The 25,770-nt window shown below is 44.9% G+C and carries 19 protein-coding genes; 17 read left to right on the top strand and 2 right to left on the bottom strand.

The genetic code is table 11. From position 1 onward, the window contains the following. Nucleotides 1–165 precede the first annotated feature (165 nt). Both fadJ and fadI read right to left on the bottom strand, forming a co-directional pair. A complete protein-coding gene (gene fadJ / locus ACFI6L_RS15520) occupies nt 166–2,307 on the bottom strand; it encodes a fatty acid oxidation complex subunit alpha FadJ (protein WP_342324458.1) in 2,142 nt (713 codons plus the stop codon). 19 nt (nt 2,308–2,326) lie between these two features. After that, a complete protein-coding gene (gene fadI / locus ACFI6L_RS15515) occupies nt 2,327–3,637 on the bottom strand; it encodes an acetyl-CoA C-acyltransferase FadI (protein ID WP_462574382.1) in 1,311 nt (436 codons plus the stop codon). A 441-nt stretch (nt 3,638–4,078) separates the two neighbouring features. On the opposite strand from fadI, the gene ACFI6L_RS15510 reads away from it, so the two are divergent. The 17 genes from ACFI6L_RS15510 (at nt 4,079) to ACFI6L_RS15430 (ending at nt 25,556) form a co-directional block, all read left to right on the top strand. Next, on the top strand, nt 4,079–5,035 hold the full coding sequence (locus ACFI6L_RS15510; RefSeq protein ID WP_014948808.1) for an AAA family ATPase: 957 nt from the start codon (nt 4,079–4,081) through the stop codon (nt 5,033–5,035). 3 nt (nt 5,036–5,038) lie between these two features. Next, nucleotides 5,039–6,013, top strand: a complete 975-nt coding sequence (locus tag ACFI6L_RS15505) for a DUF58 domain-containing protein (RefSeq protein WP_462574380.1) — start codon at nt 5,039–5,041, stop codon at nt 6,011–6,013. After that, nucleotides 6,013–6,675, top strand: coding sequence for a DUF4381 domain-containing protein (locus ACFI6L_RS15500; RefSeq protein WP_462574379.1), 663 nt, complete (start codon nt 6,013–6,015; stop codon nt 6,673–6,675). The genes ACFI6L_RS15505 and ACFI6L_RS15500 overlap by 1 nt, the downstream gene beginning before the upstream one ends. Beyond that, nucleotides 6,668–7,744: a vWA domain-containing protein gene (locus tag ACFI6L_RS15495; protein WP_371342438.1), complete on the top strand. Its 1,077-nt coding sequence runs from the start codon at nt 6,668–6,670 to the stop codon at nt 7,742–7,744. The genes ACFI6L_RS15500 and ACFI6L_RS15495 overlap by 8 nt, the downstream gene beginning before the upstream one ends. Further along, nucleotides 7,744–9,798 (top strand): vWA domain-containing protein, encoded by a 2,055-nt coding sequence (locus ACFI6L_RS15490; protein WP_371342437.1) that lies wholly within the window; start codon nt 7,744–7,746, stop codon nt 9,796–9,798. The genes ACFI6L_RS15495 and ACFI6L_RS15490 overlap by 1 nt, the downstream gene beginning before the upstream one ends. Continuing rightward, nucleotides 9,799–11,619, top strand: a complete 1,821-nt coding sequence (locus ACFI6L_RS15485; protein WP_156086112.1) for a BatD family protein — start codon at nt 9,799–9,801, stop codon at nt 11,617–11,619. A 205-nt stretch (nt 11,620–11,824) separates the two neighbouring features. Beyond that, on the top strand, nt 11,825–13,678 hold the full coding sequence (locus ACFI6L_RS15480) for a DUF885 domain-containing protein (protein ID WP_462574377.1): 1,854 nt from the start codon (nt 11,825–11,827) through the stop codon (nt 13,676–13,678). Between the two features lie 116 nt (nt 13,679–13,794). After that, a complete protein-coding gene (locus tag ACFI6L_RS15475; RefSeq protein WP_039233340.1) occupies nt 13,795–14,352 on the top strand; it encodes a sigma-70 family RNA polymerase sigma factor in 558 nt (185 codons plus the stop codon). Continuing rightward, a complete protein-coding gene (locus tag ACFI6L_RS15470; protein WP_014948800.1) occupies nt 14,345–15,049 on the top strand; it encodes a DUF3379 family protein in 705 nt (234 codons plus the stop codon). Before ACFI6L_RS15475 ends, ACFI6L_RS15470 begins: the two co-directional genes overlap by 8 nt. Nucleotides 15,050–15,478: 429 nt before the next feature. After that, complete coding sequence (locus ACFI6L_RS15465; protein ID WP_342290530.1) at nt 15,479–17,227, top strand: GGDEF domain-containing protein; 1,749 nt, start codon at nt 15,479–15,481, stop codon at nt 17,225–17,227. Between the two features lie 116 nt (nt 17,228–17,343). Then, entirely contained in the window at nt 17,344–18,849 is a 1,506-nt protein-coding gene (gene putP / locus ACFI6L_RS15460; RefSeq protein ID WP_039227233.1) for a sodium/proline symporter PutP, read from the top strand. Nucleotides 18,850–19,114: 265 nt separating this feature from the next. Then, entirely contained in the window at nt 19,115–20,029 is a 915-nt protein-coding gene (cysD, locus tag ACFI6L_RS15455) for a sulfate adenylyltransferase subunit CysD (RefSeq protein WP_014976001.1), read from the top strand. After that, nucleotides 20,029–20,625 carry an adenylyl-sulfate kinase gene (gene cysC / locus ACFI6L_RS15450; RefSeq protein WP_014948796.1) on the top strand — a complete coding sequence of 199 codons (597 nt, stop codon included), beginning with the start codon at nt 20,029–20,031 and terminating at the stop codon, nt 20,623–20,625. Before cysD ends, cysC begins: the two co-directional genes overlap by 1 nt. Beyond that, nucleotides 20,625–21,416 (top strand): 3'(2'),5'-bisphosphate nucleotidase CysQ, encoded by a 792-nt coding sequence (cysQ, locus tag ACFI6L_RS15445; protein WP_061094584.1) that lies wholly within the window; start codon nt 20,625–20,627, stop codon nt 21,414–21,416. Before cysC ends, cysQ begins: the two co-directional genes overlap by 1 nt. A 1-nt stretch (nt 21,417) precedes the next feature. Continuing rightward, entirely contained in the window at nt 21,418–22,833 is a 1,416-nt protein-coding gene (cysN, locus tag ACFI6L_RS15440; protein WP_014948795.1) for a sulfate adenylyltransferase subunit CysN, read from the top strand. Between the two features lie 16 nt (nt 22,834–22,849). Next, complete coding sequence (locus ACFI6L_RS15435) at nt 22,850–24,574, top strand: SLC13 family permease (RefSeq protein WP_014948794.1); 1,725 nt, start codon at nt 22,850–22,852, stop codon at nt 24,572–24,574. A 277-nt stretch (nt 24,575–24,851) separates the two neighbouring features. Next, nucleotides 24,852–25,556, top strand: coding sequence for a YIP1 family protein (locus ACFI6L_RS15430; RefSeq protein ID WP_014948793.1), 705 nt, complete (start codon nt 24,852–24,854; stop codon nt 25,554–25,556). The last annotated feature ends 214 nt before the right edge of the window (nt 25,557–25,770 follow it).

The raw sequence follows: 25,770 nt of genomic DNA, 5'->3' as shown, positions 1-25,770 counted from the left end.
CCCCATCAATTATTCAATTTAACTTACTGATAATTGACGCCAACAATTTGACACGTTCATTTTTTAACCGCAGGAATTCTACCCAAAATAGAACAATAAACCAGCAAAAATACCCATTAGACATAAAAAAACCGGGCAATGCCCGGCTTTTAACATTTTATAAACTTAGCTGTAAAACTTTTGATCGTTTTCTGCCATTTTTACTAACACTTCAGCAGGTGCAAATTTATCACCTACAGCAGTAGCATAATGGTTTAAACGAGCAACAACGTGTTTAATTCCCAGTGTATCCATATAGCGGAATGGGCCACCTAAGAATGGAGGGAAACCAATACCAAAGATAGCACCGATATCGCCGTCACGGGCACTGCGGATAACGCCCTCATCCAAACAGCGTGCCGCCTCGTTAAGCATCATTAATACGCAGCGTTCCGCTACTTCTTTTTCGCTTAACTTAGCAGAAGGTGAAAGACCCAGTAGTTCGTAGATTGACTCGTCCACTTCTTTACCTGGTTTTTTGCCTTCATAAGAATAAAACCCTTTTTGGTTTTTCTTACCCTTTCTGCCGTCTGCAAGTACTTTATCGAAAGCACTTGGCGCAGTGAAGCGCTCGCCGAACGCCTCTACAAGGAATGGGATAATCTTAGTACCAACATCAATGCCCACTTCATCAAGTAGTTTCACAGGGCCTACAGGGAAGCCAAACTTAACCAATGACTTATCGATGTGCTCAATAGGCTCACCGTCAAGAATGAGGTTTGCCGCTTCATTCATGTACGGCGCTAAAATACGGTTTACGTAGAAACCCGCACCGTCTTTAACAACTACCGGCGTTTTGCCTTGCTTTTTAGCAAACTCTACCGTCGATGAAATGACTTGGTCAGACGTTTTATCGTGAGCAATAACTTCGGCCAACGGCATTTTGTCTACTGGCGAGAAGTAATGTAGACCAATCACGTTTTCAGGTCGTGCTGCTTTAGCTGCAATTTGTGTAATTGGAATAGACGACGTATTAGACGCGAAGATCGTGCTTTCTTTGCAGTTCTCTTCAATATCCGCCACCATTTTTTGCTTAAGATCTAAATCTTCAAAAACCGCCTCAACCACGATATCAGCATCTTGGTAGCCACTATAATCTAGCGTACCGGTAAGAAGCGCCAACTGTTTCTGCATTTCACTATTGCGCATGAAACGCTTCTTCACCTTTTTGTTTAAGATGTCATAGCTATATTTCATTGCATTGGCTATGCCTTCAGCACGCACGTCTTTAATACGGACAGGTACACCGGCTTTGGTCGACGTTACATAGGCGATACCACCACCCATTAAACCACCGCCAAGCACACCGACTTTCTTCATTTTTTCAGGTTTAACACCTTCAACGCCGTTTTCTTTCTTCATTTCTGTCGTAGCGAAGAAAATCTGACGTAACTGGAAAGATTCCGGCGTCATAACAAGCTTACCAAAGGCTTCAGCTTCGGCTTTAAGCCCCGCTTTCATCCCTTCGTTCATGCCTGTTTCAATTACATCAATAATGTAACCTGGCGCTGGATAATTACCTTTGGTTTTGGCAAATGTCGCTTCGCGCGCTTTTTTGAACATCATGTTACGGCCCGGGCCGGTTTTCTCTAACACTTTGTCCATCACACTCTTTTGCGGCGCTTCTCTTTCTGGTTTGCGTTTAAGCGCAAACTGTTCAGCTACCTTTAGCAAAACACTGTGAGGTACCACATCATCTACAATACCGTACTTTTTAGCTTGCTTAGCGCGTGCTGGAGACCCAGTAAGCATCATTTTCATCGCTTGCTGAATGCCAATTAGGCGAGGAAGGCGCTGAGTACCACCACTGCCTGGCAACAAGCCTAGCTGCACTTCCGGTAGACCTACCTGAGTGCTAGGTGAATCGGTACATACACGGTAGTGACACGCTAATGCTAGTTCTAAACCACCGCCTAACGCTGGGCCGTGAATAGCCGCAACAAAGGTAGCCTTCATGTTCTCAATTCTATCGAAAATGGCTTGGCCGCCAGCGGCAATCGTTGTGGCATCTTCCGCAGTTTTACACGCTGCTAGCATGGTGATATCGGCACCTGCTACGAATGAGCTTGGCTTGCCGCTTGTTAACACCACACCTTTGATGCTGCTGTCGCGTTCAATATCATCAAGCATGGCAGATATCTCATCGCCAAACTCAGCTTTAAGCGTATTCATGCTCTCGCCAGGTACGTCCATGCTAAGAATAGCAACGCCATTATCTTGCTTAGTTAACGTAAATGCGCCTGATGTTGGCTGAACTTCATTTGTCATTTCTTGTTCCTGACTCATATTATTCTGTCTCCACAATCATTGCGGCACCAAGACCACCCGCAGCACATGCAGTAAGAAGACCTGTACCACCGCCACGGCGATTTAGTTCGTTAAGCATTTGCGTGATCATACGTGTGCCGGTTGCGGCAAACGGGTGACCGTAGGCAATTGAACTACCCATTACGTTGAACTTGTCCATGTCAATTTCGCCCGTCGCTTTGTCGCGGCCTAGTTTCTCTTTAGCGAACTTGTCACTTGCGAACATTTTAACGTTCGCTAGGGTTTGGGCTGCGAACGCTTCGTGCATTTCAATTAGCGTTAAGTCATTTAGCGTCATGCCTGCGCGGTCTAGCGCAATAGGTGTCGCGTACGACGGCCCCATTAGCATGTCTTCCCAAACGTCGATTGCCGAAAACGCGTAGCTCTTAATGTAACCCAGCGGCGTATAACCTAGTTTTTTCGCTCGGCTTTCTGTCATCATAAGCACTGCAGAAGCGCCATCGGTAAGCGGTGTAGCGTTTGCAGCGGTTACCGAGCCATACTTTTTATCGAAAACTGGGCGCAGTTTCGCATAGCCTTCAAGCTTGGAATCGAAACGTACGTTGTTATCGCGCTCAAGCGCACCTTTATACGGTTCTGCGTAAGCGGTCATCACTTCGCTAGACAGCTTGCCTGCTTCCCAGCTTTCAGCGGCTAGGCTGTGCGAGCGATGTGCGAGCTTGTCTTGTTCTTCACGAGAAATTTGATGCGTTTTCGCCATTTGCTCAGCCGTTTGTCCCATCGACAGACCTGTTGAGTACTCTGCTACCGCAGGAGGAACAGGCGCTAGGTCTTTTAAGCTTAAACGCTTGAAGATGTTTAGCTTTTGACCAAGGGTCTTAGTTTTCTGTAAATCAACCAGCGCACGCGCAAGATTCTTAGAAACCCCAATAGGTGATACCGACGTTGAATCAGCACCACCAGCAATGCCTACCTGTACCGTACCAGCCATCATGCTTTCTGCGATGTTTACCGTTGACTGGAAGCTCGTCGCACATGCACGAGATACGCTGTACGCGTCGGTATGAATATTCATGCCCGTGCCAAGCACGATTTCGCGCGCAATGTTTGGCGCTTCAGGCATTTGTACTACTTGACCGTAGACAACCTGGTCAACCCATTCTTTTTGAACACCATGGCGAACGAGAAGTTCGTTTACGACCATTTTACCTAGATCAACAGCCGGAACACCGTGGAAATATGTAGCCATTTTCGCAAACGGAGTACGCAACCCCGCGACAATGGCGATGCGATCACCCTCTCGGGTAGTAACTGATTGTTTTGTTGCCATAATGCACCTAAATTTATGACCAGCTTCACCTTTAGCTCACTACTAATGAAGTGGTCTGACCTGTAATAAACCCGATTTTTACAAACAATGAACAAAATAGCAAATAATGCAGGATTAAGGACAATATAAATGAAACTAAAATTTGCGCCGTTCGTGCAGTTAGTCAATAAACTTGCTAGCTAAATTCGCTTGAGATTAAAGAAAGCAAGTTTCGCCCTCCACCACATATCGCATTTTTATTACTGTTTGACGACTTGAAGAAAGATAGAATGAACCTTATATGGAAATGAAAGTCTGTTTTGTGTCATTGTGACGGGCTAAAGCTATCTAATTAATATGTAATTTACTTTTTAGCTAAGCGATCACTTTATAAGAGATTTATAAATCTATCGTTCCGATGACACTTCCTGATAACGAGAACTCAAACGGAAATTTTGCATTATGGCAGCAGCGCAATTTCAACAGTTACACGCTTATTTAGACCAGCAGATTATTGGTCAGCATGCGTTAACCAAAAGCCTTCTTATCGCTCTTTTGGCCGACGGCCACCTTCTGGTAGAAGGCCCTCCAGGGCTTGCAAAAACACGCGCAATCAATGCACTTGCTAACGGTATTGACGGCGACTTTCATCGCGTACAATTTACCCCTGATCTTTTGCCTGCCGACTTAACTGGGACAGACATATACCGCCCCGAGACTGGCGAGTTTGTTTTTCAAAAAGGGCCGCTTTTTCATAACTTAGTGCTAGCCGACGAAATCAACCGTGCCCCCGCAAAAGTGCAGTCGGCCCTGCTTGAGGCCATGGCGGAACGTCAAATTACGGTAGGCAGTAAAACCTACCCTCTTCCTCCGCTATTTTTAGTAATGGCAACGCAAAACCCGCTAGAACAGGAAGGAACTTATCCACTACCTGAAGCACAGCTAGACCGATTCTTAATGCACGTGGACATCGATTATCCTGGCGCCGAGACAGAATTAGAGATATTGCGTTTAACGCGAGGTGAAGCCCTCTCAGAACCGCCTGTTACGCCACCAACGCTAACTCAAGACGATATTTTTACGTCGCGTAAAGAAGCGTTGTCTTTGTATATGGCGCCTGAGTTAGAACAGTATTTAGTTCAATTGATTATGGCCACACGTCAGCCTGCAAATTTTGACGCGGAATTAGGCCAGTGGATAGCGATGGGAACAAGCCCCCGAGCAACCATAAGCTTAGATCGCTGTGCACGCGCTCACGCATGGCTTAGCGGCAGAGACTTTGTTGGTCCTGATGATATTCAAGCTGTGGTTCACAACGTGCTTCGCCACCGCATTATTCTGTCATATCAAGCCGAGGCTGAAGGCGTAACGATTAACGACGTACTTGATAAGATTGTTGCAACTGTCGCAGTTCCTTAAGTTATGGTGAATGTACAAGCGCAGCTAGACAAGCTGCAAAGTAACGGGGTGTCACTGTCTACCGCGGAGCTACTTCGCTATCAACAGTTGGCTAAGCTTTTTAGCTTAGCGCCTAAACGTATGCCACAAGCTAAACTTGCAGGGAGTTATCTCACCAAGCACAAAGGCCGAGGCATGGAGTTTGATGAGGCCCGTCATTATCAGCCTGGTGATGATATTCGCGCTATTGATTGGCGCGTTACTGCGCGCACGGGTAAAACTCACACTAAAGTGTATCGGGAAGAGCGAGAGCGCCCGGTTTTTCTATTCTGTGACTACCTACCGTCAATGGCATTTGGCACGCAACTGCTTACTAAAGCGGTGCAAGCCGCTCATGTATCTTCATTAATTAGCTGGTCAGCTGCCGCTCGCGGCGATAAAGTTGGCGCGCTAGTATTTAATCAGCAACAGCACAAAGAAATTAAACCACTAACACGCAAAAAAGCCGTGTTGCACGTGTGTCATGAACTTATGGCATTGCACGAACAGAGCGCGCAATCTGAGCCGGACAAAGACAAAGACGAACAAGCTTTTGCCGATGCGTGCGCTAGGGCAAGACGTTTAGCAAGACCTGGGAGCTTGGTTTATCTGGTATCAGACTTTCAGCATTTAAGTACCCAAGCTATTCAACACTTAAGTCACTTAACACGACACTGTGAAGTAAGGGCTATCGTAATTAACGATCCAATAGAACACGCCTTACCACAAACCAGTTCATTACAAACCGTCAGCGTTTCTGATGGCCGAAACCAACAACGCTGGGTGTTAGGCGACAATACCGAGCAACAGCAATATCAAAAATGGCGCAGTGAACACAACAGCGCAATTTATAGCGCCTTGCGCAAAAACAATATCGCTCGATTCAGTGTTTCAGCGGGCCTTCCTTTAGACGAACAGCTTCAAAGTATGCAACAAGAACAAAGGTTGGAGCTTAATTAATGCAAAGCAGTATTTTTTCAACCCATTTTTTATCAAACTTTCTATCTAGTTACACAAAATCAGCTGCTCAATCGATGCCGCCGGCAAATCAAATGCCAGTGCCCCCTCAGCAGCAAGACCCACTAGCTCAACTGCGCGATATACACGTACCTACAGAGGTCAACATTTGGCCATTAGATTGGGGTTGGTGGGTCGCTATCGCAGTGTTTTTACTTGCCCTATTTTGCCTATATAAAACTATCACTGCTCACATACGTCACAACAAGGCGCGCAAGCAAGCTTTAGCCTTACTTGAATCGATTTCAGCACAACAAAGCAATTGGCCCGTGGCGTTAAACTCAATTCTAAAACGCACGGCTATGAGCTATTACCCAACTCAGCAAGTAGCCGGGTTATACGGTAAACAGTGGCAAGCGTTCTTAACCTCTGCATTGAAAAGTAGTGATAGTAAACTTGAAAGTGATTTAGGTTTGCTAGTAAATAATGTTTATCAAGCCACCCCCAACCCTAGTGATTTTGAAACCTGCAAAGGGGCAGTAAAAAACTGGCTTTTAAAAGCCAAACTGCCAAAAAACAAGGGGGCTTACGGCGATGTGAATGATGGCGGTCTAAACGATGGTAGCGCTCATGATAAGCAAACCAAGGAGCCGCATCATGCTTAATTTTGCTTGGTGGTGGGTCTTTTTCGTACTCCCCTTGCCTATTATCGTACGCCTGCTTTCTAAAAAAGCACAAGACATGCCCATGGCTGCATTGCGGGTTCCTAGTTTGCGACCTGGCGATGTGTCAGAGCAAACCCAGTTGAAACAAACCAGAATACCGCTAGTGGTAAGTAGCTTAATATGGCTGCTGCTAGTAACGGCTGCCGCGCGCCCTCAATGGTTAGGAGAGCCTGTTAGCATACCAAACGAAGGTCGAGAAATGATGTTAGCAGTAGACTTATCGGGCAGTATGAAGATAGATGATATGCAGCTAAATGGCCGACAAGTTAACCGTTTAACCATGACTAAGTCGGTGGTTTATGACTTTATTCAGCGTCGCGTTGGCGACAGAATTGGCCTTATCTTATTTGCCGATACCGCGTACGTTCAAGCGCCGCTTACCTATGACAGAGATACCGTTTCTACACTTCTGAGTGAAGCTGTCATTGGGTTGGTTGGCGAACAGACGGCTATTGGCGATGCGATAGGTTTAGCGGTGAAGCGCTTTGACGAACGGGAAGAGTCTAATAACGTATTAATTCTTCTTACCGATGGGCAAAATACTGCAGGGAATATTACACCTGAGCAGGCGAAAGAGTTGGCGATTAGTAAGGGTGTGAAGGTTTACACTATTGGTGTGGGCGCAGATAAAATGCTGATCCAGAGCTTTTTCGGCAGCCGACAAATAAACCCGTCGCAAGAACTTGATGAAGGCATGTTAACCGACATTGCGACTAGCACTGGCGGCCAATATTTTAGGGCTCGAAATGCCCAGGAACTTCAAGCTATTTATCAACAACTTGACGCGCTTGAGCCTATTGAAGGTGAAACGCGTAAGATGCGTCCATTGAGCGCACTGTTTTACTATCCCCTTGGTGCGGCAATATTACTGTCAGCACTATGGGCATTCTTGACGGTTCTTTTATCAACATTTCGTTGGTTCGCACAAAGACGAATTAACTCGTCCCAGCAACCCCCGAACTCAGCTGATTCAATACAAGCAGCTCAAATAAATAGGGAGACGAAGTAATGGAATTCGACTTCTTAAACCAATTTCATTTTTTACGCCCCGAATGGTTTATCGCGCTCGTTCCCCTGATGCTGCTTGTGCTTTTAATTAGAAAAACCACGGCTAAGCAATCTGGCTGGCAATCTGTGATCCCTTCTCACCTATATCAATACATGGTGATTGGAAAAAACGAAATGGGCGCAAAACCTCCAATGTGGATGCTTGCTTTTGTGTGGATTATAAGTGTGATAGCACTCGCTGGCCCAACGTGGGAGCGCCTGCCGCAGCCGGTTTACCAGTTGAAAATGGGACACGTTATAGTCATAGATATGTCGCTTTCAATGCGCGCTACCGATATGACGCCAGACAGGCTAACTCGCGCTAAATATAAAGCGATAGACCTAGTCAACGCTATTGGTGAAGGAGAAATGGGCTTGGTTGCTTACGCTGGCGATGCGTTTGTCATTAGCCCCTTAACCGAAGACGCAGGAAATATCACAACCCTAATCCCTAGCCTGTCACCGGAAATTATGCCCGTGCCGGGCAGCGACCCTCTCCTAGGTATAGAGAGTGCGTCAGAGCTTCTCACGAATGCCGGATATAACTCAGGCATGATCTACTGGATTACTGACGGAATAGAGTTAGAACAACAACAAGAGCTTCAGGAGTATGTGGCTTCTATTCCTTTTACAGTAAATGCACTTACCGTTGGGACATCTGAAGGCGCGCCTATCCGCCAGCAAAGCGGCGAGCTATTAAAAGACTTCACCGGCAGCATCGTTATACCCAAGTTAAACGAAGGCGCAGTGAAAGGCGTGGTTAGAACGAGCGGCGGACGCTTTGAATCCTTTACATCAAACGACACCGACATTGATGCCCTCGCCTCGGTATCTCTGCTAGATAAAAGCGACAGCGAAGAGAACGAAGAAGAAAGTAATTTACAAGGAGACCAGTGGAAAGAAGTTGGCCCTTACTTGCTGCTTATACTTCTACCGTTTGCCGCCTTCGCATTCAAACGCGGGTTAGTTTTCATCGTGTTGGTGGGTTTACTTAGCCCCTCTATGATTAAAAACGCCCATGCTCTGCAACGTGCCCAAGCCTCAGAAATTGCTGGCACGTCACAAGGCATAAGCACGTCACAAGGCATAGGCGCACCAGAAGATACTCTAGAGATGGCAAACAAACCTGATTCACTCTCATGGTGGCAAACGCCATTTATGAATGACAACCAAGAAGCATTAAACAGCTATCAAAGAGGCAAGTACAAAGACGCCGTTAATCAGTTTAATGACGACACCTGGAAAGCATCATCACTTTATAAATCAGGTGACTACGAAGGTGCATTAAATGCCTTCAAAAGCATTCCTGGTCCCGAGAGTCTTTACAATCAAGGCAATGCACTGGCAAAACTCGGTAAGCTTGAAGACGCTATTAAGAAATATGATCAGGCGTTAAGCGAAGCCCCCGATTTCGACGATGCAAGAACCAACAAAAAGATTGTCGAGGATTTGCTGAAACAGCAGCAACAGCAGAATCAGGAGCAAAACCAGAACGATAATGGCGATGATGGTGAACAGAGTGACTCGCAGGATAATGGCCAAGATAACTCTGATAGCCCTAATAGCAAACAGCAATCAGGGGACCAGAACAATCAGGAAGGTTCAAACGAGCAGAATGGTCAGCAAGACGATAATGAGGGTCAACAGTCTGATCAAAGCCAAGCTAACGATGAACAGCAAAGTGGCGGAGATAACTCACAACAGCCTGATGATTCCGAGATGAACAGTCGGAACGAGTCATCAGACTCTCAGCAGCAAAATGCAGAACAAGAAGAGTCTGATCAAGGTGACAGCGCGCAAGCACAAAAAGACGAACAACAAGCAGAGCAGGAAGCACAGGCAATGCAAGGTCAAGAGGCCGAGCTTACCGACGCAGAAAAAGAAGAGCTGCAGCGAATGGAGAGTTTAATGCGCCGCGTGCCAGACGACCCTGCATACCTACTAAAACGAAAAATGCAATTAGAAGCACAAAAACGTCAGCGTCAACGTATGCCTTCAAACCGGAGTGATTGGTAGATGAGAGCCTTATTACAATCTACACTTATAGTTTTTTTATTAACCCTACTCTTAAGTACGGCGGCTTATGCCGATGTAAATTCGCTGGAAGCCACCATTGATAGAAACCCTGTCATGTTGGATGAAGCCATTCGCTTAACGGTTACCGCAGACGGCAGCGCGGAAAGAGATGCATTCGACAGCTCTCCCCTGCTTAAAGACTTTGTGGTCGGAAGAACATCAGTAAGTAGCCAAACCTCAATTGTCAATTTCGACACCAAGCGCACCACCGTTTGGACCACTACGTTATTTCCTCGTAAGGAAGGCACGTTCACCATTCCTTCATTAACCATTGAGGGAAAATCTACCCAACCTATTCAGATCAAAGTTATTCCGGTTCAAGAACAAAGTAATGTCGCCCGAGACTATTTTGTTACCACTGACATCGACGTAAAAGAGGCCTATTTAAATCAACAGCTGCTTTACACGGTTAAGCTGTTTCTTTCTAGCAATATTGAGCGCGGCAGTCTACAAGCGCCAGAAATGCAAAATGCGGAAATCACCCAGCTAGGAGAAGATAAACAGTATACAGATATAGTAAATGGAAGACGGTATCAGATTATAGAGCGTCAATTTGCTGTTGTGCCTCAAGCATCCGGTGAATTTACGCTAAGAGGCCCTATTTTCACTGGCGAAGTTATGGCTGCCAATACTAACCAACGTTTTGGCTTCTTCAACCGCACCCAGCAAATTAATCGGGTTGGGCCCGACATTACGGTGAACATTAAGCCCATTCCTCAGGGGATAGATTACCCTTGGTTGCCTTCTGAAATGGTGCGAGTGGATGAAGAATGGCCACAAGGTGATAGTTTTGTAGCAGGTGAACCAGTCACCCGTATTGTTACGCTAACCGCATTGGGCGTAGTAGAAGAGCAGCTTCCTGATATTCCTGAGTTTTATCCGCCAAACTTTAAGCTGTACCCTGATCAATCTAATACTACGACAGTCGAAAAAGACCAGAGCTTAATTTCACAGCGCCAAACGTCGCTGGCGATCATTCCAACGCAGCCTGGTAACTTTGTCTTACCTGAAATTACTATTCCTTGGTTTAATACGCTTACTCAGCAAACAGAGTATGCCACTATTCCCGCCCGTTCAATTACGGTAGCGCCAGCGTCTGGCGCAAATAATGCCAATACTCCGAATAGCTTAGACACTCCTTCAATCAGTAGTGCAAGCAATGAAGATATTCAAAATGATATACCGTCAACTGCAAAACAGCCTAACGCTAGTGCTAGCAATGAGAATAAACCATTAGACAGCGCTTCAGGTGACGTCAGTACTGACGAAAGTACCCAGCTTAATTGGATGGTAACTTGTGTATTACTTTTGCTGTTCATCATTGCGCTTACAGGATGGTTAGTTACCTACAGAAAGCTTAAACAGGCTCAGTTTATGGGACCTGGGATCACTAACAAAACCGGTTCTGCACAGCGCCTCCACTCTTATGCTCAGTGGGATGAAAAAGCACAGTTTCAAAACCTAATGTCAGTAATAAAGGCAAAGGACACACGTTTACTTACGCCTGCTCTTAAGCAGTGGATAAACGCGTTAACTTCGGGTAAAGCGCAACTTTCGCAGTTTGAAAGAATCAACGCTAGTGTTAATGAGCTCTATGCACTGCGCTTTTCAGCCAGTAAAGCTGACGCTAACACCCAATCTAAACAGGTCATGAAAGCTTTAGATAAACTTTCACATGAAGCTAAGCTTGCCCGCAGCGAATGGAAGCAAAAAAGTGAAGGGAACAATAACACGCTATCTGCCTTATATCCTGCTTCATAAAACGCATTTTATTTGCCAATACACTAGAATTTGCGTAATGAAAGCCCTTGCAACTAGCTAAATCTCAGTGGCAAGGGCTTGGTAACAGAAATGTTTGCGTTTGAGAAACAGTCGAGCCTTTGAGCCTTATTGTCCTCTTTAAGGCTTATTAATCTTTGAAGCTTTAGCTCATAAAAATAATCAATTAAACGCGACGGGGAATATAATGAAGAAAACACTAGTAAAGCTAACGCCAATTGCGTTGGCCATTACCACGCTTACGGCTTGCTCTCCTGCAAGTGAAACCGCTAAAACAGCGCCAGAACCTATTAAAACAGAACAGCCAGCCGGGCAGTCTGAATCAGAGCGCCTTAATGCGTTCTTCGAACGTACTTTTGAAGAAGATCTTAAGCGTTCGCCATTATTTCAAAGTTACTTGGGTAAAAAATGGGACTATGACAAATGGGATGACATCAGTGACGAAGAAGCTGACGCTCGCATTGCTATCGCCAAAAACCGACTAGAAAAGCTTAATAGTTTTGACACCAGTCAGTTAAGTGAACAGGAACAGCTAAGCTTGCGCCTGTATAAATTGGGTATTGAGCGCGATTTAGCTAACGACGAATTTCGACATCACCGTTACATTGTACATCAGTTCCGCGCCGCACATACACAAGTGCCTAGCTTCCTTATCAACATTCACAGCGTAAAGAGTAAAGAGGACGCTAAGGCATACATTGGACGACTAGACAATGTACGTACGTACTTTGATCAAGTTATCGAACAAATGAAAGTTCGCGAAAAAGCCGGCGTATTCCCCCCTGCATGGGCCTACGATCAAATGATTGATGCGTCAAAAAACGTGATTACCGGCGCACCGTTTGATTCTAGCGAAACATCTTCAACTATCTGGGAAGATTTTCAAAATAAAGTAAATAGCCTGGATATCACAGAGGCGGAAAAAACGACGTTATTAGGTGAAGCGAAAGCCGCTTTGGTAACTTCAGTCATGCCGTCATACGAGAAGTTTATCGAAGAACTCGCTCATCAAAGGGAAATCACGCCTGAAGGCGATGGTGTGTGGCGCTTACCCAATGGTGATCAATGGTATCAGAATCGTCTAAACTGGTTTACCACTACAGACCTAACCGCTGAAGAAGTCCATCAAATTGGCTTAGACAATGTAGAGCGCATACACGATGCAATGCGCGACATTATGAAACAAGTGAAATTTGAAGGCAGCCTTCAAGAGTTTTTCGTTTTCATGCGTGAAGACGAGCAATTCTATCTACCTTCAACCGATGAAGGTAGACAGCAATACCTTGATATGGCGAAAACAGCCATAGACGACATGCGAGAAGCTATCCCTGAATACTTCGGTATTCTTCCAGAGGCGCCCATGATTGTTAAACGGGTTGAAGCATTCCGCGAACAGTCTGCGGGCAAGGCGTTTTATCAAAGCCCAGCGCAAGATGGCAGCCGCCCAGGTATTTATTATGCAAACCTTTATGACATGAAAGCAATGCCTACTTATCAGTTAGAGGCGCTGGCGTATCACGAAGGCATCCCAGGTCACCACATGCAGCGCGCTATTGCACAAGAGCTAGAAGGTGTACCTCAATTCCAGAAATTCTTGAGCTTTACCGCATACACAGAAGGTTGGGGCCTATATACCGAAGAACTTGCAAAAGATATGGGCTTTTATGAAGACCCTTATTCTGATTTCGGTCGTCTAGCCATGGAGCTTTGGCGCGCTTGCAGACTTGTGGTTGATACGGGTATTCATGCGAAAAAATGGACGCGTGAAGAAGCCGTAAATTACCTTGTTGAAAATACGCCAAACCCTGAATACGACGCGCAAAAAGCCATTGAGCGCTACATTGCTATGCCAGGTCAGGCTACGGCCTATATGATTGGTAAACTGAAAATTATGGAACTTAGAGAGCATGCCCAAGCTGAACTTGGTGACAAGTTTGATTGGAAAGGCTTCCATGACGAGGTATTGAAGTACGGTCCAGTCCCACTTTCTATTTTAGAAGAAAACATTAATGCTTGGATTACTTCCCAAAAACGTGCCTAGCTTTTCGAACTAGGTGCTCTGATCACTGGAAATAAAATGAAAACGCGCCTTTCGGCTAACGAAATGGCGCGTTTTTTATGCCATAGTGAGAAAAAATTAAGTTTTTGGATTTTTTTATGTTTGGGCGAAATAAATCTGATAATGCTCAGGTCTTATCGGGTATGAAAGCAAAACACCAAAGATATGAAGCATTAGTAAAGGCATTTCACGCCGACATCTACCGCTATGCATTTTGGCTTATCAAAGACCAGAGCATTGCTGAAGATGTTGTTCAGGAAACCTTTTTACGTGCTTGGCGCTCATTAGACGCCCTAAATGATGAAAAAGCAGCAAAGTCATGGTTAATTACCATTCTTCGCCGCGAAAACGCCCGTCGGTTTGAACGCAAACAGTTCGACACAGTAGATATTGATGATTGCCATATTCAAGATGACACACAGCATGCTGATGGGGACTTGAAAGATAGAGAGCTTCAGCGACTATTAGGTGGATTGAGTGTGGAGTATCGTGAACCCTTAATACTCCAGTTGATTTTTGGTTTTAGTGGCGAAGAGATCGCCAACCAGTTAGGGCTTAACAAAAACACGGTAATGACTCGCCTTTTCAGAGCGAGGAATCAGCTAAAAGAGGCATTAGAGAAGCAAAATGAACAGAGAGGTCGTGTAAATGGATGAGTTAGAATTTAGGCGTCGTATCTACGCCGATCCAGAAACGACTGACAGTGATGTTGTAGAAGCGGCAAAAGCGGATGAAAGTAAACGCAGTTTCTGGAATGAACAAAAGCAGTTAGATAAGCAATTAAAGCAAGCATTGAAAGTCGATGTACCAGAGGATCTCGCAAGCAAGCTAATATGGCAGCAGTCTGCAGACGAATTCACCCGTTATAAACGCAGAAGTCGCTGGTATTTAGCCATGGCTGCATCGGTTGCTTTCACTGTAGGTATCGGACTTACCATGTGGTACCACCAACCGCTTAGTATTGGCGGACAAGCACTTGCCCATATGCAGTACGCAGAAATGGAACACGCTCATTCGTTGCTTCCTGTTGATTTGAACATGGTTAACGCAAAGCTAGCAAGCTTTGGTGGCAGCTTTAGCGAAATGCTCGACGGTGTAGAGGTCGCAAACTATTGCCATTTGAGCACAGTTAGAAGCCTTCACCTGATTGTGAATACGCCACAAGGCAAGATGTCGGTATTCGTAGTACCTGAACGTGGAGATGTCTCAGTTCCAAGCGAGTTTGCCGATGGTCAGTACCATGGAGAGAGCATTAAAATGAAGCATGCCAATGTAATGATTGTTGGCGATAAAGATGCTGATTTAAGCGATATGAAAAAGGCGGTGTCAGAAAGGATTCAATTCTCTGCTTAACACACGTTAAGTAACTGTAAAGTGTTCCAAAAAAGTGCGTATCTTTAGCACTTCCCTTCGTCGGCCCCTATGGGCCGATTTTTTTTGCCCAAAATTAAGATGAAACCCTGTTCAATAAAACTTATACTCCGACTTAAAGGTTAAAACGTCCGTTTTAATTTCAGTTAATCACTTCATTCACTTACCCGCAGTAAAGAGGTCTCCATCACAATGAGCGCTTGGTTTCGTTTTACAAGGCTAATGATTTGCCTTTTGATTCCTACAATAGCTTGTTTCACTGTCTTTGCTCAAAGTATAGATATTCCCAACGCACTTAGACTAAAAAAACTTGATAATTATAGTCATATAGCTGCAACGGCAATTTATCATTGGAATACACCTAGCGAGGTGAGCAATGAGAATATCATTGCTATGTTAACGAGCGCCGGTTTGCAGAATGACACGCAAAGTGAAGGCGTGATATTTAGACACTTGTTGGCCACTTATACTGCGAATGATGCTGACTCGCCGAGAATCCCACTTTTCGTTAAAGAGCCTCTATTAGATAAGCATTGGCAAGAGCTTAAGACAATTAAGCCTGAGCTTTTCGCTGCTGCGAAGGCGTATTACATTTATGCTAGAGCGGTAAATGATTTTAAAGGCTCTGACCATAGGGTAAATTTTTCTGTTCCTGAACTGCGCCGTTTGCAGCGAGAAGCGCTAGAAACTGGGAGTCGACGAGCCACTGCTATAGCTAGCATATGGTTAGCGATGGAACTCACCCTTGCGAACCCAATACAAGCAATTAATGAAATCGAATATGCGTTACCGCACCTTCCTCGATACTCATCAGACAAAAGCTTAGAAAATGCGTTATCAAACGTAATTGCACATGATTGGCTGAGAGGTGCTTATCTGGAACTCTTCGTTCCAAGCAGAGCATTTTTCCACTCAAAAGAGATCATTGAAAGTAAAACGCAAGATAACAACACCATGGTAAAGACTTGGGCCTACTTCTCGGCCATCGATTCATTGTTAATTCAAAATAAGTTTGAAGAAGCATTGGCTATGTCAAACGACGCAATAGAGCATTTGTCCACAGTAACGTCAGTGCACGAAAGGTTGTTGACGTATGTCCAAAGACTTCGTGTAGTAGTGTTTCAAAAAAGCGAAGGATATGAACTGCTAGCGCAAGAAGTCATGACGCAAATCAGGCAGCTTGATACCACAGAGGTAAAACAAAGAACTGAGGAGCTTTCAGCTTACGCAGATGCACTTTACGCTGCGGTATTGAACGATGATGCTAAATTTCAAGACTCCCTTCAGCGTTACCGCAATATCGTTCTGGCTACTATTCCAAATTCGGGTTTTAAAGAAAAAATCAAGCTTAGGTTAGAGCGGGAGCTTTCTAGGCTTTACGATGCTTCGGGTGACTACGAAAAAGCATATGAGCATTCGAAAACCTACAATAGGCTTCTTGTTGAAAAAAACACTGAGCAATTCAAGTTGTCAAATTCTTCGTTTACCGACGGTATTGCGAAAGATATCGAGTTAGCGCGATATCGACAAAAAGAACTCACTGTGCTCAGAAGTGAAAAAGATGGCCTTTCTACCGACAAAGAAGCAATGAAAACCACCATTTTTGCGTTGATTATCACAATTCTCATCATTCTTGCACTATGGCTATGGATTTCAAAACGACAGAGCGACTTGCTAGCTGAGCGTGACTCACTTACCGGCGCTCTCACGCGACGAGCTATGCTAAACAGTTTGAAAAAAGCACTGAAAGGCAATAAAGCGTCCTGTATTGCTCTACTTGATGTCGACAACTTTAAAAAGATTAATGACAAATACGGCCACGTTGTCGGTGATGAAGTGTTGACTACCTTTACGCAGATTATCAAAAACCGAATTCGTAAGTCAGACAAGCTCTGCCGATATGGCGGCGAAGAGTTTTTGATTTACTTTTCCGACTCCGACCAAAGGTCTGCTAAGCGAATTCTGGACGAGCTGAATTTCGCGCTTTCTCGCCAGAAACACTGGAGCAATACAAAAGAAATGTTTTCCGTGAGTTTTTCTTCGGGTCTGTTAGACGTCAACGGAGAAACCAACCTAGACACCATTATCAAGATGTGTGATGAGCTTCTCTACAGAGCCAAAAGAGAAGGTCGAGCGCGCGTTGCATCTTTTCCAATTTAACCTTTCGCCAAACTTTATTTACGAATTACCGTATAGAAAACATGCAAGGTCGCTGACTGACATAGAGACTCTATGTCATAGGTGTTAGCATGAAAGAAAAAACATAGGGAATTTATATGGCTACTGGCACGATAATCTCGTTGGGTTTGTATTTTGTTGTAATGTTAGGGATAGGCCTTTTCGCTTATCGGCAGACAGACACCAACGTAGAAGGCTATATGCTTGGCGGCCGCCAACTAGGCCCCGCGGTAACCGCGCTTTCAGCAGGTGCATCGGATATGAGCGGATGGATGCTCATGGGCTTACCCGGTGCAATGTATGTATCAGGCTTATCTGCTGGCTGGATTGCCGTTGGTTTGACACTCGGTGCTCTGGCAAATTATATGTTAGTTGCTCCACGCCTTCGCGTTTACACTGAAGTAGCCAACAACTCCATTACCCTCCCCGACTATTTTGAAAATCGCTTCGCTGACAACACGCGTTTATTGCGCGTTATAGCCTCTGTGGTTATCGTTGTCTTCTTTACGCTTTACACCTCTTCTGGTGTGGTAGCTGGCGGAAAGCTCTTTGAGACATCATTTGGATTAACTTATGAGACCGGCTTATACGTCACCGCGGGTGTCGTCGTAGCTTATACCCTCGTAGGCGGTTTCATGGCAGTAAGCATGACCGACTTCGTTCAGGGGTGCATCATGTTTGTATCTCTCATTATGGTACCTGCCGTTGTTATTAGCGAGTTGGGTGGAATCGGCGCGTCAATTGACGCCTTAGATACCATTAATCCGGCGCTTTTCGATGCATTTATGGATGCGTCTACCAATGAAGCACTAAGCGTAATAGGCATTGTTTCACTGATGTCATGGGGCCTAGGTTATTTTGGTCAGCCTCATATCATTGTGCGTTTTATGGCGATACGTTCTGTTAAAGATATACCAACTGCGCGCAATATCGGTATGAGTTGGATGATTGTGTCGATTATTGGTGCGTTAATGACGGGGCTTTTCGGCCTTGCCTATGTAACAGGTAACGGAAACGAAATCGATCCAGAAACCGTCTTCATCTACTTATCTCAAATTCTATTCCACCCGCTCATCGGTGGCTTCCTGCTCGCTGCGATTTTAGCGGCGATCATGAGTACTATTTCTTCTCAGCTGTTGGTAACCTCAAGTTCACTAACCAGTGACTTTTATCAAGCCTTCCTAAGACGTGATGCGTCAGATGGCGAGCTCGTTATTGCTGGTCGAGTCAGCGTAGTAGTTGTCGCGCTCGTAGCAATCTATCTAGCTTATGATAGAGACAGCACCATTTTAACGCTTGTAAGTAATGCTTGGGCTGGCTTTGGTGCAGCCTTCGGACCGCTTGTACTATTTAGCCTGTTTAAGCGTGAAATGACTCGCCGTGCTGCATTAGGTGGTATGATCGTTGGTGCAGTGACGGTGTTACTGTGGATCTATCTTCCTATTGAAATCGGCGGCCAAAAGCTTGGTGACTGGATGTACGAAATTGTCCCTGGGTTTATTTTATCTAGCTTAACCATCATGATTTTAAGTAAATCTGGCTCGCCAAGAGAAGGTGTGGTTGATACGTTCGACGCTTTCCAGACCAAATTGACTGAAAGGTAAGCGAACGATACGAAATAAGTCATTCGCAACGAAAGTGAATAACAAGCCCTGTTTATGTTACTAAACAGGGCTTTTTTCTTTTTATAGGCCTTGAAAAAAGTGGCTTATGCTTCAATTGCATGACAGTTTTATTTAATGGAATAAGATAGCTATTTTAAATAGCAAAATCGCATACTACTTTTGAAATTAAATATGTTATCGTTCTATGCAGAAAAATAACCCATATATAACTTTTTTGTATATAACATAAAATTCGGACTTCAAAATGACTGCTAGTATCCCGTCTGTAACGCATTTGAAACAACTCGAAGCCGAGAGTATCCAGATTTTCCGTGAGGTTGCTGCTGAGTTTGAAAACCCAGTTATGCTTTACTCTGTAGGAAAAGACTCTTCTGTACTGCTTCATCTTGCCCGTAAAGCGTTCGCGCCCGGCAAAATTCCTTTCCCACTATTACACGTAGATACCACGTGGAAGTTTGGTGAAATGATTAAGTTCCGTGACGAACAAGCTAAGAAGCACGGTTTTGATTTGCTTGTTCACATCAATGAAGAAGGTGTTGAAGCTGGTGTTGGCCCATTTAGCCACGGCTCAGCAAAACATACTGACATCATGAAAACCCAAGCACTTAAACAAGCACTGAACAAATATAAGTTCGATGCTGCATTTGGTGGCGCTCGACGCGACGAGGAAAAATCACGTGCCAAAGAACGTGTTTACTCATTCCGCGACAGCAACCACCGCTGGGACCCAAAAAACCAGCGTCCAGAGCTTTGGAATATTTATAACTCTCAGGTTAATAAAGGCGAAAGCATTCGTGTATTCCCAATGTCTAACTGGACTGAGCTAGATATCTGGCAATACATCTACCTAGAAAACATCGATATTCCACAACTTTACCTTTCTAAGCCTCGCCCTGTCGTTGAGCGCGACGGCATTCTTATTATGGTTGACGACGACCGTATGCCGCTGGAAGAAGGTGAAGTACCAGAGATGCGCTCTGTGCGTTTCCGTACCCTTGGCTGTTACCCACTGACCGGTGCGGTTGAGTCAGAAGCAGCAACCTTACCTGAAGTTATTCAAGAAATGCTGCTTACCAAGACGTCTGAACGTCAGGGCCGAGTTATCGACCATGACAGCGCAGGCTCGATGGAGAAGAAGAAAATGGAAGGGTACTTCTAATGGCCACCGACAACGTTGTTTGGCATAAACACGAAGTAAACAAGACCACCCGTTCTGAAAAGCTTGGTCAAACGCCTCGCGTATTTTGGCTAACGGGTTTAAGCGGCTCTGGTAAATCGACATTAGCCAACCTGCTTGAGAAAAAGCTTCACGAGCAGAACAAGCACACCTATTTGCTTGACGGCGACAACGTGCGCCACGGTCTGTGTGGCGATTTAGGTTTCAGCGATAAAGATCGCGTTGAAAACATTCGCCGCATTAGCGAAGTCGCTAAACTTTTTGTCGATGCCGGTACCATTGTGCTTACCGCTTTTATCTCGCCTTTCAAAGCCGACCGCGATTATTGCCGCAGCTTAATGGAAGACGGAGAGTTTGTAGAAGTGTTTATCGATACACCTCTTGAAGTGTGTGAAAAACGCGACCCGAAAGGGCTATACAAGAAAGCGCGTAGCGGTGAAATTAAGGACTTCACAGGTATTGATTCAGCCTATGAAGCACCTGAAGCGCCAGAAGTACACTTAACCTATCAGGATGAACCAGCAGAGCAAACCGCTGAGCGATTGTATGCTTTGCTTCAAGAAAAGGGATTGGTGTAATGACACAGCCTTTAAATAGTCTTGCACAAAAAGTGCTAGCTATCGCCAAAGAAGCTGGCGATAAGATAATGGCCATTTACGAGAAAGACTTCGCCATTTATGAAAAGCAGGATACCAGCCCGCTAACAGAAGCTGACCTTGCCGCACATAACGTAATCGTTAACGCCCTTGAAGCTGAATCTGACCTGCCGATTCTTTCTGAAGAGTCAGCAGATATTTCATGGGAAGAGCGCAAAACGTGGTCGTCATACTGGCTGGTAGACCCGCTAGACGGCACTAAAGAGTTTATTAAGAAAAACGGTGAGTTTACGGTAAATATTGCACTTATCGAAAACGGTAAACCGACCATGGGTGTGGTTTACGCGCCAGCACTAAACAAAAGCTATGTAGGTATTGTTGGTGAAGGTGCGTGGACTGAAGTAAATGGCGAATTTACCGCTATTTCTGCGCGCAAGCACGATGGTGCCGAAGTGTGGAAAGTGGTAGGTAGTCGTTCTCACCAAAGCCCAGAAATTCAGAATTTATTGGCACAGCTTAAAGGTGAAACCGAGCTTGTGGCGATGGGCAGCTCACTGAAGCTTTGCTTGGTGGCTGAGGGCGAAGCACATCTTTACCCTCGATTAGGCCCAACATCTGAATGGGATACAGGTGCAGCGCACGCAGTCGCACTCGCAGCAGGCGCAAACGTCACCGTACTTGACCCTGAAAACCCATTAGATGAAAACGCTGACGCTCTTACGTACAACCAAAAAGAGTCTGTGTTAAACCCCTTTTTCCTTGTGAGCGCATAACATGAACAATGAAAACGAATTATTGAGACAGGACATTCTGTCTTACCTAGAACAACACGAAAAGAAAGACATGCTACGTTTCCTTACCTGCGGTAGCGTAGACGACGGTAAAAGTACCCTAATTGGTCGCTTGCTTCACGATTCTAAAATGATTTATGAAGACCAACTTGCAGCTATCACTAAAGACAGTAAAAAAGTGGGCACTACCGGCGAGAAAGTTGACCTTGCCCTTCTTGTAGACGGTCTTCAGTCTGAGCGTGAGCAAGGGATTACTATCGACGTAGCATACCGCTACTTCTCTACTGACAAGCGTAAGTTTATTATCGCAGATACTCCGGGGCACGAGCAGTACACCCGTAACATGGTAACCGGTGCGTCAACGTGCGACCTTGCTATTATTCTTGTTGATGCTCGCGGCGGCGTTAAGGTACAAACGAAACGTCACTCGTTCCTGGTTTCTCTTCTAGGTATAAAACACGTTATTGTTGCTATCAACAAAATGGACTTGATGGACTATTCAGAAGAAGTGTACAAGCAAATTCAGGAAGACTACCTGAAGTTTGCTGAGCAGCTTGATATTCCTGACATTCAGTTCGTACCTATTTCAGCACTTGAAGGCGACAACGTAGTAGGCAAGAGCGAAAAGACACCATGGTTTGACGGCACGCCACTTATGGAAATGTTGGAAAACATTGAAATTGGTGAAGACGACAACTTAGAAGATTTTCGCTTCCCTGTACAATACGTTAACCGCCCTAACCTAGATTTCCGTGGCTTTGCGGGTACCGTGGTATCTGGCCAAGTTGCACCAGGTGATGAAGTAACGGCACTTCCTTCTGGTAAGAAATCAAAGGTGAAGCAAGTCGTTACGTTTGAAGGCGACCAAGAGCGCGCTTATGTACCACAAGCGGTAACGCTAACGCTAGAAGATGAAATTGACATCTCTCGTGGCGATATGATTGTAAAATCAGACAACTTGCCACTGCTTAACACGCAATTTAAAACTCACCTTGTGTGGATGTCTGAAGAGCCGCTAATGCCAAACAAGCAATACTTGTTTAAGTTCGCGACTAAATCAACGCCAGGGGTAGTTGCTCATATCGATAATCAAATTGATGTGAACACGTTGGAAGAAACGGATGCCATGCACTTAAATCTTAACGAGATTGGTGTAGTAGACGTTAAGTTTACTCAACCTGTTGCATGCGACCCGTATAAACGCAACCGCCCTACCGGTTCATTCATCGTTATCGATCGCTTGACCAACGGCACTGTTGGTGCTGGTATGATCATTGACGAAATTGCGGGTGACGCACAGCATACATCGCCAAACTTCTCTGAGTTCGAGCTTGAATTCAATGCACTAGTACGCAAGCACTTCCCGCATTGGAACTCTGTGGATATCAGTAAACTTTAAGCAGGACTGGAGCAATATGGATGTGACCCAGTTCATCGTACTGGCAGTATTTGCCGGTACGATATGCGCGCTGATCTTTACCAATCAGCGCCCTTCCACTGTGTTTTCTGGTGCAGTGTTAGCTTTACTGGTTACCCAGCAGTTATCTCTTGATGACATCTTGCTAAATTTAACAAACAAGGGTCTTATTACCCTTGTTTTGTTGCTTTTGGTAAGCAGTGCAATTGATAAAACAGCGCTAATAAAACGCCTAGGTAGGAAACTAGTAAGTGCTAACTTTACTCAATCCTATTGGCGCTTGTTTTCACTGACCTTTTTATCGTCTGCGCTTTTGAACAATACTGCTATTGTGGCAAGCCTTATTGGTCCAATTAAGCAAAACCAATATCATCCTGCCTCTCGATTACTAATCCCGCTCTCGTACGCAGCTATCTTAGGCGGTACGGTCACCTTAATCGGTACGTCTACCAACCTAATCGTAGACAGCTTTTTGCAAGAGCACGGGCATCCAGGCTTTAACTTTTTTGACTTCACACTTTATGGCACCGTAGCGGGTTTAAGCTGTGGTCTTCTCATGTTTTTGTTACTGCCTTTGCTACCTCATATTGGCAATAAGAGTAATAACTATCACGAGTATATGGTTGAAGCCGAAGTGGAATCTGGTTCAGAGCTCATAGGCAAAACCGTAGAACAAAACCATTTACGTAACTTACCAGAACTCTTTTTGGTAGAAGTGGTGCGCAATGGCAACCTGATATCTCCTGTTGGGCCTGACCTGGTCATTCTGGAAAACGACAAACTGATCTTCTCTGGCAACGTTCAAAAGCTTGATAATCTTAGCCACATAAAGGGGCTAAGCATGTTTGCTGAGACCGATGGGGTATTGCGTGAGAGCTTAACCGAGGTAGTTGTTGCCAATCGCGCTCAAGTTATTGGGCAAACCATTAAAAAACTTGGCTTTAGAGCCCTGTTTGATGCGGCCGTTGTAGCCATTCGCCGCGATGGAGAGCAGCTGTCAGGCAAGTTAGGAGAAATTAAGCTTCAAGCAGGTGACTTCTTACTTTTAGCTACAGGCCCAGACTTTGCGACTCGTCAAAATTTAAATAAAAACTTTTTTATTTTGTCAGAGCAAAAAATAGCCCGCCCACTAACCAACAAGCAAGAGTGGATTACCCTTGGCGGCTTCCTTTCCACGGTGTTATTGGCTGCAACTAATGTCATTTCACTGGCTATTGGTCTGCTGTTTTTAGCCGCTGTGCTAATTGGCGTAAGGGTAACGTCAAACGGCGAAATGAAACGAAATTTACCGTTGAATTTGATTGTTGTGATTGTAGGCGCGCTAAGCCTGGCAACCGCATTAGAAAATTCAGGGGTTATTAATATAACCACCGAGGCACTTATGCCGGTGTTGTCGGGTACTGACTGGTTCATAGCATTGTTAGTCATCTACTTGCTAACACTGGTTTTAACAGAGTTCGTTACCAACAACGCTGCTGCAGCGTTAATGTTCCCGTTTGCCTACGGGTTAGTGCAAATCATTGGCGCACCGCTAATGCCATTTGCATTAGCGGTAGCATTTGCAGCAAGTGCCAGTTTTATTTCACCATTCGGCTATCAAACCAACTTGCTTGTTTATAATGCGGCGAATTATAAGTTTTCGCATTTTATAAAAATTGGACTGCCTATTTCGCTGTTGTATAGCACCATAGTTTTGACACTGCTTAATATTACTTATTTGTAAGGTCTTGCGGCGCGTTTTGAGAGGACATAGAAAATCACCAAAGATAGAGCAGCAATCAGCAGTATTACGTAAAGGGAAGCGAACGCTTCCCTTTTTTTATTTATAACCTTTCAATACATTCATTTTCTCTTACAAATATCAAGATGTTGTGCTGTACAACACCTGTAGCCAACAGTAATCTATAACTCAATTTATTGCCTGCCTGTTGGCAAGCTAACAATGACTCATGGCTTTACCCAGAGCCAGAGTAATAAGAAAAACGAAATAGGAGCAAGGGATGCACAATGTAACGAACCCCTTTCAAGCGTGTAACGATATTTTCTTCAAGCCTAATGGCGTATTTAAAGCAGTAGGTGAAAACAACAATTGGAGCTGGATGCCATTTATATTGATCATGGCAATTTCGCTTGTTTCCCAGTACTTGTATGTAAACTTCGTTGACATTGAATGGTTCGCTCAGATGAATATTGCCGCGCAAGGGGATATGAGTCCGGCAGAAGAAGAGCAAATGAAGGCCTTCTTCACCAGGGATGCTTTGCTTTGGTCATCGGTTATAGGTGCCTTTTTTATTCCTATTATCGTAAACGCCATTTACGCCGTGTACGTGAATTTAATGACCCGTTCTGACGACAGCCATGTGTATGGCTTTACTGACTGGTATGGTTTCGCTTGGTGGCTTTCAATGCCTTATGTGCTTACTGGTTTGGTGGGTGTTGCTTTGCTGTTGTTCGCAGGCGACCATCAAGTAGCGCCATCAATTTTATCGCCAGCGTCTCTTGGGTATATTGCGAATATCCCGATGGACTCGCCTTGGTACGCTTTCGGCCAGGCGTTAAGGGTAGAGCTATTCTGGGGCATTTATTTAGCCACCGTAGGCATTACTCAATGGACCGCCTTTTCTCTTAAAAAAGCGGCATTAATTGCAAGTGCACCTTATATTGTTATCTACGGCATCTGGTTGATTGCCCTCGCCTTGTTCTAATTAACCTTGCGAATGTAACGCGCCCGCTATACGAAAAGTGTGCTGTGCTATTAATACAGTAGTTATGAATATAATGATTGTGATTACAGTGTTTTAGTACAGCGTTTCTATAAACTGGCCGCGCAGCCTCACCTTAAAAAGACGCCCCCTTTCATTTCTTTCACTACCCATGAATAGCATCATTGCCGCTTTTGTCGTCACACGAAGTATCTTT

The sequence above is a fragment of the Alteromonas sp. G4i35 genome (assembly GCF_054960375.1).
The sequence above is the reverse complement of the archived record's forward strand: the minus strand, read 5'-3'. Positions and strand labels throughout refer to the sequence as shown.